Source organism: uncultured Escherichia sp. (genome assembly GCF_948475835.1).
Lineage (GTDB): Bacteria > Pseudomonadota > Gammaproteobacteria > Enterobacterales > Enterobacteriaceae > ECMA0423.
On record NZ_CAOLGM010000118.1, the window covers coordinates 1 to 15,383 of the forward strand.

The 15,383-nt window shown below is 49.9% G+C and carries 13 protein-coding genes; 3 read left to right on the forward strand and 10 right to left on the reverse strand.

From position 1 onward, the window contains the following. Positions 1-1,481 (reverse strand): putative selenate reductase subunit YgfK (ygfK, locus tag QZF50_RS18835; RefSeq protein ID WP_290388947.1); only part of this gene is annotated, 1,481 nt, incomplete at its 3' end. 321 nt (positions 1,482-1,802) lie between these two features. Continuing rightward, a complete protein-coding gene (gene mocA / locus QZF50_RS18840; RefSeq protein ID WP_001272856.1) occupies positions 1,803-2,381 on the reverse strand; it encodes a molybdenum cofactor cytidylyltransferase in 579 nt (192 codons plus the stop codon). A gap of 102 nt (positions 2,382-2,483) precedes the next feature. Between mocA and yqeC the strand changes: the two genes are divergently transcribed. Further along, positions 2,484-3,254 (forward strand): selenium cofactor biosynthesis protein YqeC, encoded by a 771-nt coding sequence (gene yqeC / locus QZF50_RS18845; RefSeq protein ID WP_061892528.1) that lies wholly within the window; start codon positions 2,484-2,486, stop codon positions 3,252-3,254. Positions 3,255-3,301: 47 nt separating this feature from the next. After that, complete coding sequence (yqeB, locus tag QZF50_RS18850; protein ID WP_001020374.1) at positions 3,302-4,927, forward strand: selenium-dependent molybdenum cofactor biosynthesis protein YqeB; 1,626 nt, start codon at positions 3,302-3,304, stop codon at positions 4,925-4,927. A gap of 40 nt (positions 4,928-4,967) precedes the next feature. Here the strand turns inward: yqeB and arcC are convergent, their stop codons facing one another. Genes arcC through ygeW form a run of 5 tightly spaced genes read right to left on the reverse strand, consistent with a single transcriptional unit; the run spans position 4,968 to position 11,096 of the window. Further along, entirely contained in the window at positions 4,968-5,900 is a 933-nt protein-coding gene (gene arcC / locus QZF50_RS18855) for a carbamate kinase (protein WP_000037992.1), read from the reverse strand. A 47-nt stretch (positions 5,901-5,947) separates the two neighbouring features. Further along, a complete protein-coding gene (gene hyuA, locus QZF50_RS18860; RefSeq protein ID WP_001264447.1) occupies positions 5,948-7,333 on the reverse strand; it encodes a D-phenylhydantoinase in 1,386 nt (461 codons plus the stop codon). Positions 7,334-7,385: 52 nt separating this feature from the next. After that, positions 7,386-8,597, reverse strand: coding sequence for a YgeY family selenium metabolism-linked hydrolase (locus tag QZF50_RS18865; protein WP_001107117.1), 1,212 nt, complete (start codon positions 8,595-8,597; stop codon positions 7,386-7,388). 57 nt (positions 8,598-8,654) lie between these two features. Beyond that, positions 8,655-9,851, reverse strand: a complete 1,197-nt coding sequence (dpaL, locus tag QZF50_RS18870) for a diaminopropionate ammonia-lyase (protein ID WP_000110493.1) — start codon at positions 9,849-9,851, stop codon at positions 8,655-8,657. Between the two features lie 57 nt (positions 9,852-9,908). Then, positions 9,909-11,096 (reverse strand): knotted carbamoyltransferase YgeW, encoded by a 1,188-nt coding sequence (gene ygeW / locus QZF50_RS18875; protein WP_061892527.1) that lies wholly within the window; start codon positions 11,094-11,096, stop codon positions 9,909-9,911. Positions 11,097-11,574: 478 nt separating this feature from the next. Between ygeW and QZF50_RS18880 the strand changes: the two genes are divergently transcribed. After that, positions 11,575-13,353: a sigma-54-dependent Fis family transcriptional regulator gene (locus tag QZF50_RS18880; protein WP_001472139.1), complete on the forward strand. Its 1,779-nt coding sequence runs from the start codon at positions 11,575-11,577 to the stop codon at positions 13,351-13,353. A 39-nt stretch (positions 13,354-13,392) separates the two neighbouring features. Here the strand turns inward: QZF50_RS18880 and xdhC are convergent, their stop codons facing one another. The 3 genes from xdhC to QZF50_RS18895 all read right to left on the reverse strand — a co-directional run. Further along, positions 13,393-13,872 (reverse strand): xanthine dehydrogenase iron sulfur-binding subunit XdhC, encoded by a 480-nt coding sequence (gene xdhC, locus QZF50_RS18885; protein WP_001016606.1) that lies wholly within the window; start codon positions 13,870-13,872, stop codon positions 13,393-13,395. Then, complete coding sequence (gene xdhB / locus QZF50_RS18890) at positions 13,869-14,747, reverse strand: xanthine dehydrogenase FAD-binding subunit XdhB (protein ID WP_000459182.1); 879 nt, start codon at positions 14,745-14,747, stop codon at positions 13,869-13,871. The genes xdhC and xdhB overlap by 4 nt, the downstream gene beginning before the upstream one ends. Positions 14,748-14,757: 10 nt before the next feature. After that, positions 14,758-15,383: molybdopterin cofactor-binding domain-containing protein (locus QZF50_RS18895; protein WP_290388948.1), on the reverse strand; the 626-nt coding region annotated here is incomplete at its 5' end.

Sequence of the window (15,383 nt, forward strand, 5' to 3'; positions counted from 1 at the left end):
GCGTTGTGTTGGTAGATGAGTTCCAGCGCGTCGGCATAGCGGTGTTCGCCAAGCAGACGGATGTATTCCGGAATATCTTGCTTGATAGCGCAGGCAGTAACACAGGGGGCAACGTAGCAATCGGTCAGCGGCAGGTCTTCTGCCACTTCAATACGCTCTTCTGGCTTCCAGTGTTTCTGGGTGTATTCCATGGTTAACGCATCTGCTGCCAGTCTGTTCAGTCGTTCGACGTCAACATGGTCAAGTCCCCAGGCGTCGGAGCCTTCCAGCTCGCGCATGCAGGCACTTAAGCGCAAATAGCCGCCAGGTTTCAGCAGGTCGGTTGCCATAGTAATAGGGCGAATACCTGTATCAAAAATATCGCGGATAGTCAGCTGACTGGCACCACCGGAATAAGAAATGGGCAGTTTGCCGTCAAAGGCGCGAGAGAGAACTGCTGCAACATTGATGGAGAGCGGGAACAGCGCACGGCCTGACATATACATCTCTTCACCAGGCAGTGCGCCTTTATTGTTGATGGTGCCGAGAGTGTTAGTCAGTTTTACGCCAAAGCCGAGTGATTTTTCTTTTGCCAGTGCCATCAGGCGTTCCAGCATTTCCAGTGCTTGCGTCAGCTTGAGGTCGTGATCAAATGACTCTTCTTTTAAGCCTATGTAACCGAAACCGCAGACATCGAGGATCTCACGAACACGCGCGTATCCCAGTAAGGTCGGGTTAAGTTTCACAAAGGTGTTGAGCCCTTTTTCTTCCAGCATGTAGCGGCAAATGGCTTCGATTTCATGCGGAGGACAGCCGTGCATGGTGGAGAGGGTGACGCCCTGCACCATACTGGTGGGGATGCGAGCGGGTAAGGCTTGCAAGCTTTCGCGTTTTTCCTGCAATCCGTGGCGGGCTAAAAATGCGTCATCCTGGAGTAATTTATTCAGCGTATCGCGATATTGCGCGAATTTCGGATGGTCAGATGCGTCCATCATATTGTCGATGAACTGTTGCATTGGCGGTTGCTTAATACCTTCGAGGTTGTAACCGACGCTCATATTAAAGATGAACGATTTACCGGAATCAGAAGGCTGGAACATCGCTTCGAGAAGGTGCAGGGCAAACCAGGCTTTGAGGTATTCATCCCAGGCTTTAAGCAGGGTAAATTCGGTAGACCATTCGGTGTTAAAGCACTCGTCTTCGGCATCGATACAGGGCTTTTCCAGCTCCAGGCGGTCAAGAATTTGGACGGTTTTTAGTTCGATGAAGCGTCCGCCAGTCAGCCAGGAAGTGACAATATTTTGCGCGAGCTGCGTGTGCGGGCCAGCGGCAGGGCCGACGGGAGTGGCACAGGTTTCACCGAAGACGCTAACAGTTTTACCTTTTACAGGTGAGTAAAACTGTTGCTCGGGAATACCAAAGATTGAGCGTTGTTGTTGGTATTCATCAAATATGCGCGTCAAAAGTTCCTCAAACGGAATGGGACGCATAATATCCCCCATAACCCTCTCCTTAGCTTATACAGATATCATTGAGTGACCGGTGTTGAGAAATCCGGTGGTTTAGGGGGATAGAGCAACAATCGCACCACTCTTGCCAGGTTTGGCGGGAAATATAAAAAAATGTGAGGCGGCTCGAAACTTAAAGGCTTTTTGTGAATGAACTCACAGGTGCCAAATGAGAATTAAAATCACTCCTGAAAATTATTATTGTCAGCCCATTTATCACTTTTTCTCTTTTCTCAAAATCAGTGATTCCTTATCATTATGATAAAGAGTGCTGGAGAGATTAAATATTTGAACGCAATCGTTTAACTACATTTTCTAAATTTTAGTATACCTTTTTTGCGCTGTAATAAAGTCGTCCGGAGTATCAATATCTAAAATTATTTCTGCATTTTCTATCTCGACGGAATAATGAGCTCCCATAAGGAGTGCCTGACGCATATTGGTGACATTGGGTCGTTGGATTGCCTGCATCAAGCATGGTTTTGACACTAAAATCGGATGGCCGGGGATGCCATTATGGAGTGGCAGTATTGCGCCATCATTTCGTAACGACCAGATTTTTCTAAAAATATCGATGGTGAGGGTTGGCATGTCACCGTGGGTGAGAAAACAATGTTCTGTTTGCACTGCGGGTACTGCGGCCTTTACTGATGTTAGTAAACCCTGCGCATAATCTGGGTTGTGGATAATAGTGATATTGCTCTGGTTCGCATAACGTTCGTGCAGTTCATTACCACGATAGCCGGTGACTAAAATAATTCGGCTACAAAACTGCAACGCATTTTTGATACTTGTATCAAGAATTGTCCCCTGTTGCCAGGGTAACATCATTTTCCATTGCCCCATTCTTGATGATAATCCGGCAGCGGTAATTATACAGTCGATGGCTGACATAGTGGTTCCATTATTTATAGGGGCTAATAACGCCTGATAATTGCGTTACTTCCTGATGGATTAAGTTGGGGATAATTTATCCCAGAGAGGTCATAAAGACTCGTGAAAAGTATAGTTGACCCATCGGCATTAGTCATTGATTTAGGTGCGCAGAAACGTCCCACTGTGATTTCTGTTGTTGGTGCTGGGGGGAAAACCAGCTTGCTTTTTTGGCTGGCAGAACTGCTCCAGGCTAGCGGCAGGCGTGTGTTAATCACGACGACGACACATATGTTTATGCCAACGTCTCACTGGCTCGTGGTTTTCTGTCGTGATCCCGCCATGCTTCCTCATGCGTCTCTTACATCCCCCATTTCATTTTGTTTTCACAGCTGGAAAGCGAACCAGGGAAAAGTGCAGGGATTTACGCCAGAAGCGATTGATGCACTGGTGCAACGACCAGAGTGTGACGTAATTCTCATTGAAGCAGATGGCTCGCGTGGAATGCCGTTAAAAGCGCCTGATGAGCACGAACCTTGCATACCCAAAAGCAGTTGCTGCGTGATTGCTGTGATGGGAGGACATACTTTGGGCGCGAAAGTGAGCACAGAAAATGTCCATCGCTGGTCGCAGTTTGCTGATATTACCGGGTTAACACCTGATGCAACCTTGCAACTGAGCGATCTCGTTGCGCTGGTTCGCCACCCTCAGGGGGCGTTTAAAAACGTACCGCAAGGTTGTCGGCGAGTCTGGTTCATTAACCGTTTTTCTCAATGTGAGAATGCGATTGCACAAAGCGAGCTCCTTCAACCGCTGCAACAACACGACGTAGAGGCAATCTGGCTGGGCGATATACAAGAACATCCTGCAATCGCGCGCAGATTTGTGAATTAGCGGCCCGGGTATTCCGGGTTACTGAAAGGATATCCATTGAGGTTGGTATGAATATTTTCACAGAGGCTGCAAAACTCGAAGAGCAAAATTGTCCGTTTGCGATGGCGCAAATTGTTGATAGCCGAGGCTCGACTCCCCGCCATTCTGCACAAATGTTAGTGCGCGCCGATGGTTCTATCGTCGGTACAATTGGTGGCGGAATGGTTGAGCGGAAGGTGATTGAAGAGTCACTTCAGGCATTGCAGGAACGTAAGCCGCGATTATTCCATGGACGTATGGCTCGTAACGGTGCGGATGCTGTCGGGTCAGATTGTGGAGGTGCAATGTCAGTATTTATCAGCGTCCATGGTATGCGTCCACGTCTGGTGTTGATTGGCGCGGGGCATGTCAACCGGGCGATAGCCCAGAGTGCGGCGCTATTAGGATTTGATATTGCCGTTGCCGATATTTATCGCGAAAGCCTCAATCCTGAACTATTCCCTCCATCAACCACGCTTCTCCATGCTGAGTCGTTTGGTGCAGCAGTGGAAGCACTGGATATTCGCCCTGATAATTTTGTCCTGATTGCCACGAATAATCAGGATCGTGAAGCCCTCGACAAACTCATTGAACAGCCCATTGCATGGTTGGGGTTGCTGGCAAGTCGCCGCAAGGTTCAGCTTTTCCTGCGTCAATTGCGTGAGAAAGGCGTGGCTGAAGAACATATTGCCCGTTTACATGCGCCCGTTGGTTACAACATAGGTGCGGAAACGCCGCAGGAGATCGCCATCAGCGTGCTGGCAGAAATATTACAGGTGAAAAATAACGCGCCGGGTGGGCTGATGATGAAACCTTCTCATCCTTCCGGACACCAGCTGGTGGTGATTCGCGGTGCGGGAGATATCGCCAGTGGTGTGGCGCTACGTCTGTATCATGCGGGTTTTAAAGTGATCATGCTGGAAGTGGAAAAACCGACAGTGATTCGTTGTACCGTGGCGTTTGCCCAGGCCGTGTTCGATGGCGAAATGACGGTCGAAGGCGTTACTGCTCGCCTGGCAACCAGCTCTGCGGAAGCGATGAAACTTACCGAACGCGGATTCATCCCTGTGATGGCAGATCCCGCCTGTTCATTGCTTGATGAACTGAAACCGCTTTGCGTGGTGGACGCTATTCTGGCGAAACAGAATTTGGGAACGCGGGCAGATATGGCACCAGTAACAATCGCGCTTGGGCCGGGCTTTACTGCAGGGAAGGATTGTCATGCGGTAATTGAAACAAATCGCGGGCACTGGCTCGGTCAGGTGATTTACTCTGGTTGTGCGCAGGAGAATACCGGTGTTCCTGGCAATATTATGGGGCATACCACCCGACGGGTGATCCGTGCTCCTGCTGCAGGCATTATGCGATCCAACGTGAAATTAGGCGATCTGGTGAAAGAGGGCGATGTGATTGCCTGGATTGGTGAGCATGAAATTAAAGCACCGTTGACGGGGATGGTGCGTGGCTTGTTGAACGACGGCCTGGCAGTGGTCGGTGGTTTTAAAATTGGTGATATCGATCCTCGTGGTGAAACGGCTGATTTCACCAGCGTTTCTGATAAAGCCCGGGCGATTGGCGGCGGCGTACTTGAGGCGTTAATGATGTTGATGCATCAGGGCGTGAAAGCGACAAAAGAAGTGCTGGAAGTGGCTTAAATGAAAATGGCCGGATGGTATTACCCACCCGGCCTTAAAATTACTGACAAATCACCGTTCCGGTTTTGCCTTCAATCCCCTCTTTCGCTTTGCTCAATACGGTAATCAGTGCTTCACGACCTGCGCGAGAGCGAGCAAACGAGGCGGCAGCTTCCACTTTAGGCAGCATAGAACCTTTCGCAAAATGACCTTCTTCGATAAAGCGTTCAGCATCACTTAATGACAGGCGATCGAGCCACTGTTCATTCTCTTTACCGAAGTTAATGGCCACTTTTTCTACCGCAGTCAGAATGATCAGCATATCGGCATCAATCATTTCTGCTAAACGGGCGCTGGCCCAGTCTTTATCGATAACCGCGCTGGCACCACGCAGATGGTTACCTTCACGAATAACAGGAATACCACCACCGCCAACGGTGATCACCACCTGGCCTGCATCTACCAGAGCTTTAACCGTTTCTTTTTCAATAATATCAACCGGTTTTGGCGAGGCAACAACACGGCGATAGCCGCGACCAGCATCTTCTTTCAGAGTGTAACCCTGTTTTGTCAGTTGCTCTGCTTCTTGCTCGGTAAAGAACGAACCGATCGGCTTGGTCGGGTTGAGGAATGCCGGATCGTTAGCGTCGACTTCGACCTGAGTAACCAGCGTTGCTACCGGTTTATTAATGCCCCGAGAAAGCAGTTCTTCTCTTAAGGCGTTTTGTAGATCGTAACCAATATAACCCTGGCTTAAGGCAACGCAGACAGACATCGGCAGCATTGGCGAGTGCGCTTCAGTTTTTGCAGCAGCTTCAAAGGCCTGGTTAATCATGCCCACCTGCGGCCCGTTACCGTGAGTGACGATGACCTCATGTCCCTGGGCAATTAAATCAACAATTGCCTGAGAAGTAATTTTTACCGCTTTCATTTGCCCGGCCAGATCATCGCCCAGCGCATTCCCGCCCAGGGCGAGAACAATTTTCTTACTCATTTTTCCTCACTCATCATTCTTGATTGTGTATAGATCCCTGGCAGTGGTTAGAGCACGGGAGGGACAAACGGTTTGCGTCGCAGGAAACGACCTCGCCCGGCTTTGCCTGTAAAGGTGCCGTCACAGAAAATCGTTTCACCACGGGATAAGGTTCTGACAATCGCGCCCTGACAGGTAAAACCCTCCCATGGCGAGTAGTCGGCGTTGTCGTGGAGATGGCGATGCTGAATTTGTTGGCTCTGACGTGGGTCGATAATCACCACGTCGCCATCGGAACCGGGCGCTAATAATCCTTTTTGCGGCCACAGGCCAAACAGCCTGGCGGGCATTGCGCTGGTTAATTCAACAAAGCGTTCCGGTGTTATACGTCCCGTCATCACGCCACTGGAAAACAGTAACTGCATGCGGTTTTCCACGCCGGGTAAGCCATTTGGGCAGCGACTGAAATCGCCTTTAGAAATTTGCAGGCGTTGAGCCATTGAGAACGTGCAGTGATCGGTCGCCACCACGTCAATCGCACCATCGCTGATGCCACACCACAGTTTGTCCTGCTCGCGTATGTTACGCAGCGGTGGGCTAAGAATGAACTTCATGCCATCTTCTGTATCGTAACTGCGTTCGTCCAACAGGAGATATTGTGGGCAGGTTTCAACCCAGACTGGCTGGTGATTCGCACGGGCAAGACGCAGATAATCCAGACCTAAGCCGTTAGACAGGTGCACGATATAGAGCGGGGCGTTACCGGCAATTTGTGCCAGGTTAATCATGCGGGCGATGGCTTCCGCTTCGCATTCCAGAGGGCGACTCAAGGCGTGATAGCGCGGCGCGGTTAACCCTGCGGCGATAAACTCCGCCCGCTTGCTGGCGATAGCCGCATCATTTTCCGGGTGCACGGTGGTCAGCGCGCCGGATTCATGCAGACGGCGTAATGCCTGCAAAACCTCGTCATCGTTGAGTTTGTATTGATAGGTTAAATAGAGTTTAAAACTGCTCAGCCCTTCCTCGACCATCATAGGGATTTCGTCGAGGATGGCGTGATTAATGTGCTGGATCACACCATGAAAGCTGTAGTCGATGACCGCCTTATGGGCGGCATAGCCACGATAAACCTCCAGTTGATGGCGTAACCGACACCCGTTTGGGCCAAATCCCATATGGTCAATAATGGTTGTTGTACCGCCACACGCAGCTGCGCGGGTACCGGTAAAAAAATCATCACAACTGCGCGCGATGCCGACATCAATATTGAAATGCGTATGGACATCCACGCCGCCAGGGAAAACGTAACAGCCAGTGGCATCAATTTCTTCATACGGGAGCTGCGGCGAAATATTGTTGCCCAACTGGCGAACAATCCCGCTTTCAATCAGCAAATCCTGTTTGGCTTGTCCATCTGCGTTAACGACAGTGCCGTTTTTGATCAATACGCGCATAGCAAACTCCAAAAACCCTCCGGCGAACCGGAGGGGAATAAGTGAAGAGTAATTATTCGGTTGCCAGCCAGCTTAACGGGATTGCAGCGTACATCGCAGCACAGGTCACCAGGTGAGATTTCCAGGTTTTTTCGTTAGGTGCATGCGCTTCAGGTTCTTTACCCGGGCCAAAGCCGATCACCGGAATGCCGTGACGGCCCATGATAGATACGCCGTTAGTTGAGAAGGTCCACTTATCAACAACCGGCGCTTTGCCAAACAGCCCTTCGTAGGCATTCACCAGTGCTTTAACGGTGAAGTGATCTTCTTCCACTTTCCAGGTCGGGAAGTAGCATTCGGTTGGGTAAACCAGGCCAGTCCAGGACGGACGGTCGTAGTTGTACATAGAAACAACCGCGTTAGCTTTCTGTACTGCAGGCAGGGCGCGGATTTCGTCCAGCGCGCCTTCCCAGGTTTCGCCCCAGGTCAGACGGCGGTCAATAGAGACGGCGCAGCTATCTGCTACAGCGCAACGGCTTGGGGATGTGAAGAAGATTTCAGAAACGGTGAGGGTGCCTTTGCCGAGGAATTCGTCATAACCCAGACGTTGGGAGAGTTCTTGTAATTCGCCAAGAATCGGACCCATTTTGAAAATGGCGTTGTCACCGCGTTCTGGCGCAGAACCGTGGCAGCTAACACCCTGAACATCAATACGAATTTCCATACGACCGCGCTGACCACGGTATATCTGGCAGTCGGTTGGTTCGGTACTGACCACAAATTCCGGGCGAATGCCGGACTGTTCAATAATGTACTGCCAGCACAGACCGTCGCAGTCTTCTTCCTGCACAGTACCGGTAACCAGCAGGGTATATTCATCTTCCAGACCGAGGTCTTTAATGATTTTACCGGCATAAACCATAGATGCCATGCCGCCTTCCTGGTCGGAAGTACCGCGACCACCGATTAGCTCATCAGTTTCCATGCCTTCGTACGGATCGAAGTCCCAGTTTTTGATGTTGCCAATGCCGACGGTATCGATATGAGCGTCCATTGCCACCAGACGCGGGCCGTGGCCGATATAACCGAGAACGTTGCCCATCGGGTCGATTTCAACTTTATCGAAGCCGACTTTTTCCATCTCTTCTTTAATACGATGTACTACGCGTTTTTCGTCGCAGCTTTCACTGGGAATAGCAACCATGTCGCGCAGGAAGCGAGTCATGTCCGCCTGGTAATCTTTTGCTTTTTCAAGAATCAGTTTGAATGGAATATTCTTAGCCATTATTTTTCTCCAGATTTTTTACTCCCCGTTTTGCAGGGAGTAGTTCCAATAGGGTGATTAAGGTGCTACAGCGTGTTTGCCTTCCCAGACAACTTCGCGGTAGTGCTTCACGTCGGTGTCGCCTTCAGTGCTGATAACCAGCACCACGGCATCTTTGTTCAGCGCCAGTTTTTCCATCAGGCTTTGACGTTGCGGGTGATAATGAACCGCTGCGAGAACGCCCAAACCGACAGCGCCGGATTCACCGGAGATGATGCGCGGGTCGTTGCCGTACGGATTACCCAGCACGCGCATACCTAATGCGGCAACGCTGTCCTGGCAGGAGATGAATTGGGTGGCGCAGTTACGTAGGATTTCCCAGCCCAGCGGGTTAGGTTCGCCACAGGCCAGGCCCGCCATGATGGTGGCCATATCACCGCCAACGTTGACGATGTCGCCTTTGACGCCGGAGCGATAAATACAGTCAGCTTTGTCAGGTTCAACAATAATGCTGTGCAGATTTTGCGGGCTGTAGACGTCGACCAGATAACCCAGCACACCACCGGCCATTGCTCCGACACCGGCTTGCAGCAGAACGTGCGTCGGGGTTACGCCCATTTCACGCATTTGCTCGACGGCTTCATCTGCCAGGGTTGCGTAGCCTTGCATGATCCAGGTTGGGATTTTGGTGTAACCTTCCCATGCCGTGTCCTGTACCACTTCCCAGCCGTGCTGCTGCGCGTGTTGCATGGTCAGGCGAACGGTATCGTCATAGTTCATATCCGTGACGATGCACTCGGCACCGAGGTTCAGAATGGCGTCAACGCGTTCCTGAGCAGAACCTTTCGGCATGTAAATCACCGCATTCTGTCCGAGTTGCTGTGCTGCCCACGCCACACCGCGCCCGTGGTTGCCGTCGGTGGTGGTCGCGAAAGTCATTTTTTCGCCGATGGCATTTTTCAGGTGCTCAAATGACAGCGTTTCGATATCAAGATGATATTTTTCACACAATAATTGAGCGATGGCGTACGCACCGCCAAGCATTTTGAAGGCGTTCAGACCGAATCGTTTTGATTCGTCTTTGACGAGAATTTTCTTCACACCAAAAAGGTTTGCGAGATCGTCCAGCGCACAAAGCGGTGTTGGGCGATAACCAGCTATTTTCTGGTGGAACTGGCGCGCCAGTTTGGCCTGGCTTTGCGAAAAGAGCGGTGATGTTTCGCCGTTGAAAAATTTGTTATCGGCGATATCAATCTTCAATGAGAAAACGGACATATCCTATCCTTTTGGCCTCTGGAAATAGAGGGCCGACCAGCTGATCGGCCCGAGGGGTTATTTCACGCGTTCTTGCGCTTCTTTCAGCAGTTGCTCGAGCAGTGCACCTGGTTTGGCGTATTTACGGGACAGGATCATCGCGGCGATGATATAAGGCTTCCAGCTGGCTTCTTTGTAGGTTGCGATACGGTATTTTTCGAATACGCCTTCAGTCACTTCACCTTCTTTACAGGATACGCCGCTGATATCAGCTGGCAGGCAGTGCATGTACAGGGCTTCGCCATCACGGGTCAGTTCCATCATCTCTTCAGTACAATGCCAGTCTTTGTGTTGCGCGTTCTGTGCCAGACACTGTTTTTCCAGTGCTTTTAAGCCTTCGTGATCGTTAGCGCGCAGCAATTCGGTACGCTGTTCCATCACTTTGTAAGGTGCCCATGACTTCGGATAAACGATGTCTGCATCTTTGAACGCTTCTTCCATGCTGGTGACCTGACGGAAGCTACCGCCAGATGCTTTAGCATTGTTTTTCGCCACTTCAACCACATCCGGGATCAGGTCGTAGCCTTCCGGATGGGCCAGGGTGACATCTATACCGAAGCGAGTCATCAGACCGATGATGCCTTGTGGTACAGAGAGCGGTTTGCCATAGCTTGGAGAGTAGGCCCAGGTCATGGCGATTTTTTTACCTTTCAGGTTTTCCAGTGAACCAAAGTGTTCACGTAACCACGCGAGGTCAGCCATTGACTGAGTCGGGTGGTCAATATCGCATTGCAGGTTCACTAAAGCCGGACGCTGTGGCAGTACACCCTGCTTGTAACCGTCATCAAGTGCAGCGCCAACTTCACGCATATAGGCGTTGCCTGCGCCCAGATACATATCGTCGCGAATACCAATAGCGTCGGCGCAGAAGGAGATCATATTGGCGGTTTCACGCACGGTTTCGCCGTGAGCGATTTGTGATTTGCCTTCGTCGAGATCTTGTTGTGCAAGGCCGAGCAGGTTAAGCGCGGAAGCATAAGAGAAGCGGGTACGGGTGGAGTTGTCGCGGAATACGGAAATACCTAATCCACTATTAAAGACTTTGGTTGAGATGTTTTCAGCACGCAGTGCTTTTAATGCTGCGGCAACGTCCAGTACTTGTTTCAGTTCATCTGGCGTCTGTTCCCACGTTAACAAAAAATCTTTCTCGTGAAGGTGAGAGGTCAGCGAATTGATATCCTTAATCAGCTCATTAACAGTTTTCATCATAAAGTCCCGGTAGTGGAATGACAGGCAAAGTGGTTTATTTCACTGTGACTTGCCAAAGTGATTGGTGTTTTCACAGCTATACCTGGGACTAACAATAAGTGTGCCAGAATTATCCACGGGGCTGCAAAAGACTAATTTGACGGATAATGTGTGGGGTTGATCACAAATTGATGCCAGCTTCCGGTTGTTTGTAAAATACGAAAACGTTTGGCTTTTTTTATCGCGTTATTTATTTGCTGCTAAGTATCAGAAATAAGATAAAGGGGCAGGCTATCTCTCTTCAGTTTGATAAACTCACCGCCGTAATTCTCATATTGATATAGAAATGTGATATCTCTTCCATAATTTCATTAGAAAATGATAAAAATCTTATGTTTTTATCAAAGCCAATTTCGCCTGAGTTAATATCATCATGATCTGTGAACCATCAACGTCTTCAATGATCGACTTTTAAGTAAGTCTGGAAGGTAAAGCTATGGAGCTTGCTACTACGCAGTCAGTATTGATGCAAATTCAACCGACAATTCAGCATTTTGCCAGAATGCTTGCCAGCGTTTTGCAGCTTGAGGTTGAGATCGTTGATGAAAACTTGTGTCGCGTCGCCGGAACGGGCGCGTATGGGAAGTTTCTTGGTCGCCAGTTGAGCGGCAACTCACGCCTGCTCCGCCACGTCCTGGAAACGAAAACTGAAAAAGTTGTGACACAGTCTCGCTTCGATCCCCTTTGCGAAGGTTGCGATAGTAAAGAAAATTGCCGTGAAAAAGCATTTCTGGGTACGCCTGTCATTTTACAGGATCGTTGTGTTGGGGTGATAAGTTTGATTGCCGTTACCCACGAGCAACAAGAGCATATCAGTGATAATTTACGCGAATTTTCTGATTATGTTCGCCATATATCCACCATTTTTGTTTCGAAACTTCTGGAGGATCAGGGGCCAGGAGATAACATCAGTAAAATATTCGCGACCATGATCGATAATATGGATCAGGGCGTATTAGTTGTTGATGATGAAAGTCGGGTTCAGTTTGTTAATCAGACTGCCTTAAAAACACTTGGTGTTGTACAAAATAATATTATTGGGAAACCTATCCGTTTCAGACCATTAACATTTGAGAGTAATTTTACTCATGGACATATGCAGCATATTGTTTCGTGGGACGATAAAAGTGAATTAATCATTGGTCAATTGCATAACATTCAGGGCCGACAATTATTTTTAATGGCATTTCACCAATCGCATACCAGTTTTTCTGTAGCAAATGCACCTGATGAACCACATATTGAACAATTGGTTGGCGAGTGCCGTGTTATGCGGCAATTAAAACGACTCATTAGCCGTATTGCACCCAGCCCATCCAGCGTTATGGTGGTTGGTGAAAGCGGCACGGGTAAAGAAGTCGTCGCCCGAGCAATCCATAAGTTGAGCGGAAGACGGAATAAACCCTTTATTGCTATCAACTGTGCCGCGATTCCGGAGCAGCTTCTGGAAAGCGAACTGTTCGGTTATGTTAAAGGCGCATTTACTGGCGCTTCTGCCAACGGTAAAACAGGGTTGATTCAGGCGGCGAATACGGGCACGCTGTTTCTCGATGAAATAGGTGATATGCCATTAATGTTGCAGGCTAAATTACTGCGCGCTATTGAGGCGCGTGAAATTCTGCCGATTGGTGCCAGTAGCCCAATACAAGTCGACATTCGCATCATTTCTGCAACTAATCAGAATTTGGCCCAGTTCATTGCCGAAGGTAAATTCCGCGAAGATCTCTTCTACCGACTTAATGTTATCCCGATAACTCTGCCACCGCTGCGTGAACGTCAGGAAGATATTGAACTATTGGTGCATTACTTTTTACATCTGCATACCCGTCGTCTGGGATCGGTTTATCCTGGCATTGCTCCCGATGTCGTCGAAATATTGCGTAAGCATCGTTGGCCCGGAAACCTGCGCGAGTTAAGCAATTTGATGGAATATCTGGTTAACGTAGTTCCTTCAGGTGAAGTTATCGACAGCACGCTATTGCCGCCAAATCTGCTGAATAATGGCACAACGGAGCAAAGTGATGTAACAGAGGTCAGTGAGGCGCACCTGTCACTCGATGATGCGGGCGGCACGGCGCTGGAGGAGATGGAAAAGCAAATGATCCGCGAGGCGCTTTCACGTCATAACAGCAAGAAGCAAGTTGCTGATGAACTGGGCATCGGCATTGCTACGCTCTATCGCAAGATTAAGAAATATGAGTTGTTAAACACATAACCTCAGTGAATCCGGCCTGAATTCAGGCCGGATATCCTTTTACTTCGTTTTCTCGCAATCCTGAACTGTATTTACAATCATCTGATACCCCGTGCAGCGACAAAGATTTCCCGCCAGTCCGCGACGAATTTCCGTAATGGTTAATGGCTTCTCGCGTGGTTTCGCCAGCATTGCCGTGGTAGCCATAATCAGGCCAGGCGTACAAAACCCGCACTGCACTGCGCCGGATTTCGCATAAGCCTGCTGAACATGAGAAAGTTTTCCGCCTTTCGCTTCACCTTCCAGCGTGCGGATCTCTTTTCCTTCAGCCCAGGCGGCAAGGTATAAGCAACTGTCTATTGCTGTGCCGTCGACCAACACCGTACAGGCACCACATTCACCCACGCAGCACCCTTGTTTGACACTTAGCAGTCCTTGTTCGCGGAGTAATTCCGAGAGCGGCGTGCCTGGTGCGGCGTGAAGCTGAAAAGGCATCCCGTTAATGGTGCATTCGATGGTAATTGTTTCGCTGTGATTCATTGCAATTTTCCCCCCGCCGCGGCGACGGCTTCGCTAATCACTTTTTTGGTCATCGTCTGGATGAGATGCAGACGAAACTCTTTACTGGCCCGCCATGAAGAACGCGGGGCGACATCTTGCAGGACAGATTCGCTGATAGCTTCCAGCGTTTGCAGGTTTAATGGCGCATTTTGTGCAGTCTGTTCGGCATGTTGGCAGCGAATCGGCGTTGGCGCGGCAACACCAAATGCCAGGCGTAATTCGCTGAAATTGCCGTTATCCAGTCGGCAATGTGCGGCGCAGCCAATCGTTGAAATATCCATCGCGTCGCGCATGGCATATTTAAAATGCGCGCTGCCCGCGTGTTCTTTCGGCTGTGGCGGAAAATGAAAGGCGACGAGGATTTCGTCATGCTCAAGAGACACTTTGCCCGGCCCGGTGTGAAAGCCATTAATCGGGACGAAACGAACACCGCGCGGGGAGTGGATCTCCAGTTTCGCGTCATAAATTAGCGTTGGCGTGGCAGAATCTGCGCTGGTGGCACCGTTGCAAATATTTCCACCGTAGGTAGCGACGTTACGGATCTGCGGTCCAGCAATGGACGTGGCCGCAGCACATAACGCCGGGAGATGACGTTGAGTTATAGGATCTTCTATTAGCTGGGTAAATGTCGTTGCAGAGCCGATACGTAGCGAGCCATCTTCCGCCAGCGTAATTCCCCGCAGCTCCGCCAGATTATGAATATCAACAATATGGCGATAACGGTCATTGTGATGGTGGAGCTGAATCAGTACGTCAGTGCCACCGGCGAGCAGTTTGGCCTGCGGGTTGTCAGCCAGCAGGTTGATGGCATCGGCAAGGGTTGCTGCGCGATGGTAAGAAGCAAAATCAAACATGATGTTATCCTCAAATCAATCCTGCCAGATGGAACTCTTCATATAACCGTTTTGGCGTCAGCGGCAGTGTATTGATTGCAACACCGGTAGCCATCTTCACCGCGTTACGAATAGCAGCGGCAACAGGAATTATTGGTGGCTCACCCAGTGACTTATGTCCGTATGCGGATTGCGGCTCATTGATTTCGACGAACGCGCTTTCCAGTTGTGGCAGATCCGGCATGGTCGGCATTTTGTAATCCAGCAGATTGGGGTTACGGACCACGCCGCTTTTAGCATCGATGATCATCTCTTCAAATAGCGCCCAGCCAATGCCCATTCCCATTCCGCCGTGTATCTGACCTTCTGCCAGCAGTGGATTAAGAATATGCCCTGAATCATGAACGTTGAGGATGCGGTTGATGGTGACTTTGCACAGCGCAATATCGACCGTCAGATCAACAAAGGTACAGCCAAACGCCGGTGGGTTAGTGGTGGTTTTGATGGAGCTTTCAGCAGAGAGCTGCCCGCCGCGTTCAGGGTGGTAGAAAGCGTCCATCGCCAAATCTTTTAACGACATTAACGGCTCTTCCGGTCGTTCAACCAGCACGATATGGCCTTTTATCAGGGTCAGATTCATCGCTGACTGATGTAGCA

Excerpts from the sequence above, each read along its gene's own strand:
- mocA (WP_001272856.1), bottom strand. The coding sequence starts at position 2,381 with ATGTCAGCCATCGACTGTATAATTACCGCTGCCGGATTATCATCAAGA.
- yqeB (WP_001020374.1), top strand. The coding sequence starts at position 3,302 with ATGAATATTTTCACAGAGGCTGCAAAACTCGAAGAGCAAAATTGTCCG.
- arcC (WP_000037992.1), bottom strand. The coding sequence starts at position 5,900 with ATGAGTAAGAAAATTGTTCTCGCCCTGGGCGGGAATGCGCTGGGCGAT.
- hyuA (WP_001264447.1), bottom strand. The coding sequence starts at position 7,333 with ATGCGCGTATTGATCAAAAACGGCACTGTCGTTAACGCAGATGGACAA.
- QZF50_RS18865 (WP_001107117.1), bottom strand. The coding sequence starts at position 8,597 with ATGGCTAAGAATATTCCATTCAAACTGATTCTTGAAAAAGCAAAAGAT.
- dpaL (WP_000110493.1), bottom strand. The coding sequence starts at position 9,851 with ATGTCCGTTTTCTCATTGAAGATTGATATCGCCGATAACAAATTTTTC.
- ygeW (WP_061892527.1), bottom strand. The coding sequence starts at position 11,096 with ATGAAAACTGTTAATGAGCTGATTAAGGATATCAATTCGCTGACCTCT.
- QZF50_RS18880 (WP_001472139.1), top strand. The coding sequence starts at position 11,575 with ATGGAGCTTGCTACTACGCAGTCAGTATTGATGCAAATTCAACCGACA.
- xdhC (WP_001016606.1), bottom strand. The coding sequence starts at position 13,872 with ATGAATCACAGCGAAACAATTACCATCGAATGCACCATTAACGGGATG.
- xdhB (WP_000459182.1), bottom strand. The coding sequence starts at position 14,747 with ATGTTTGATTTTGCTTCTTACCATCGCGCAGCAACCCTTGCCGATGCC.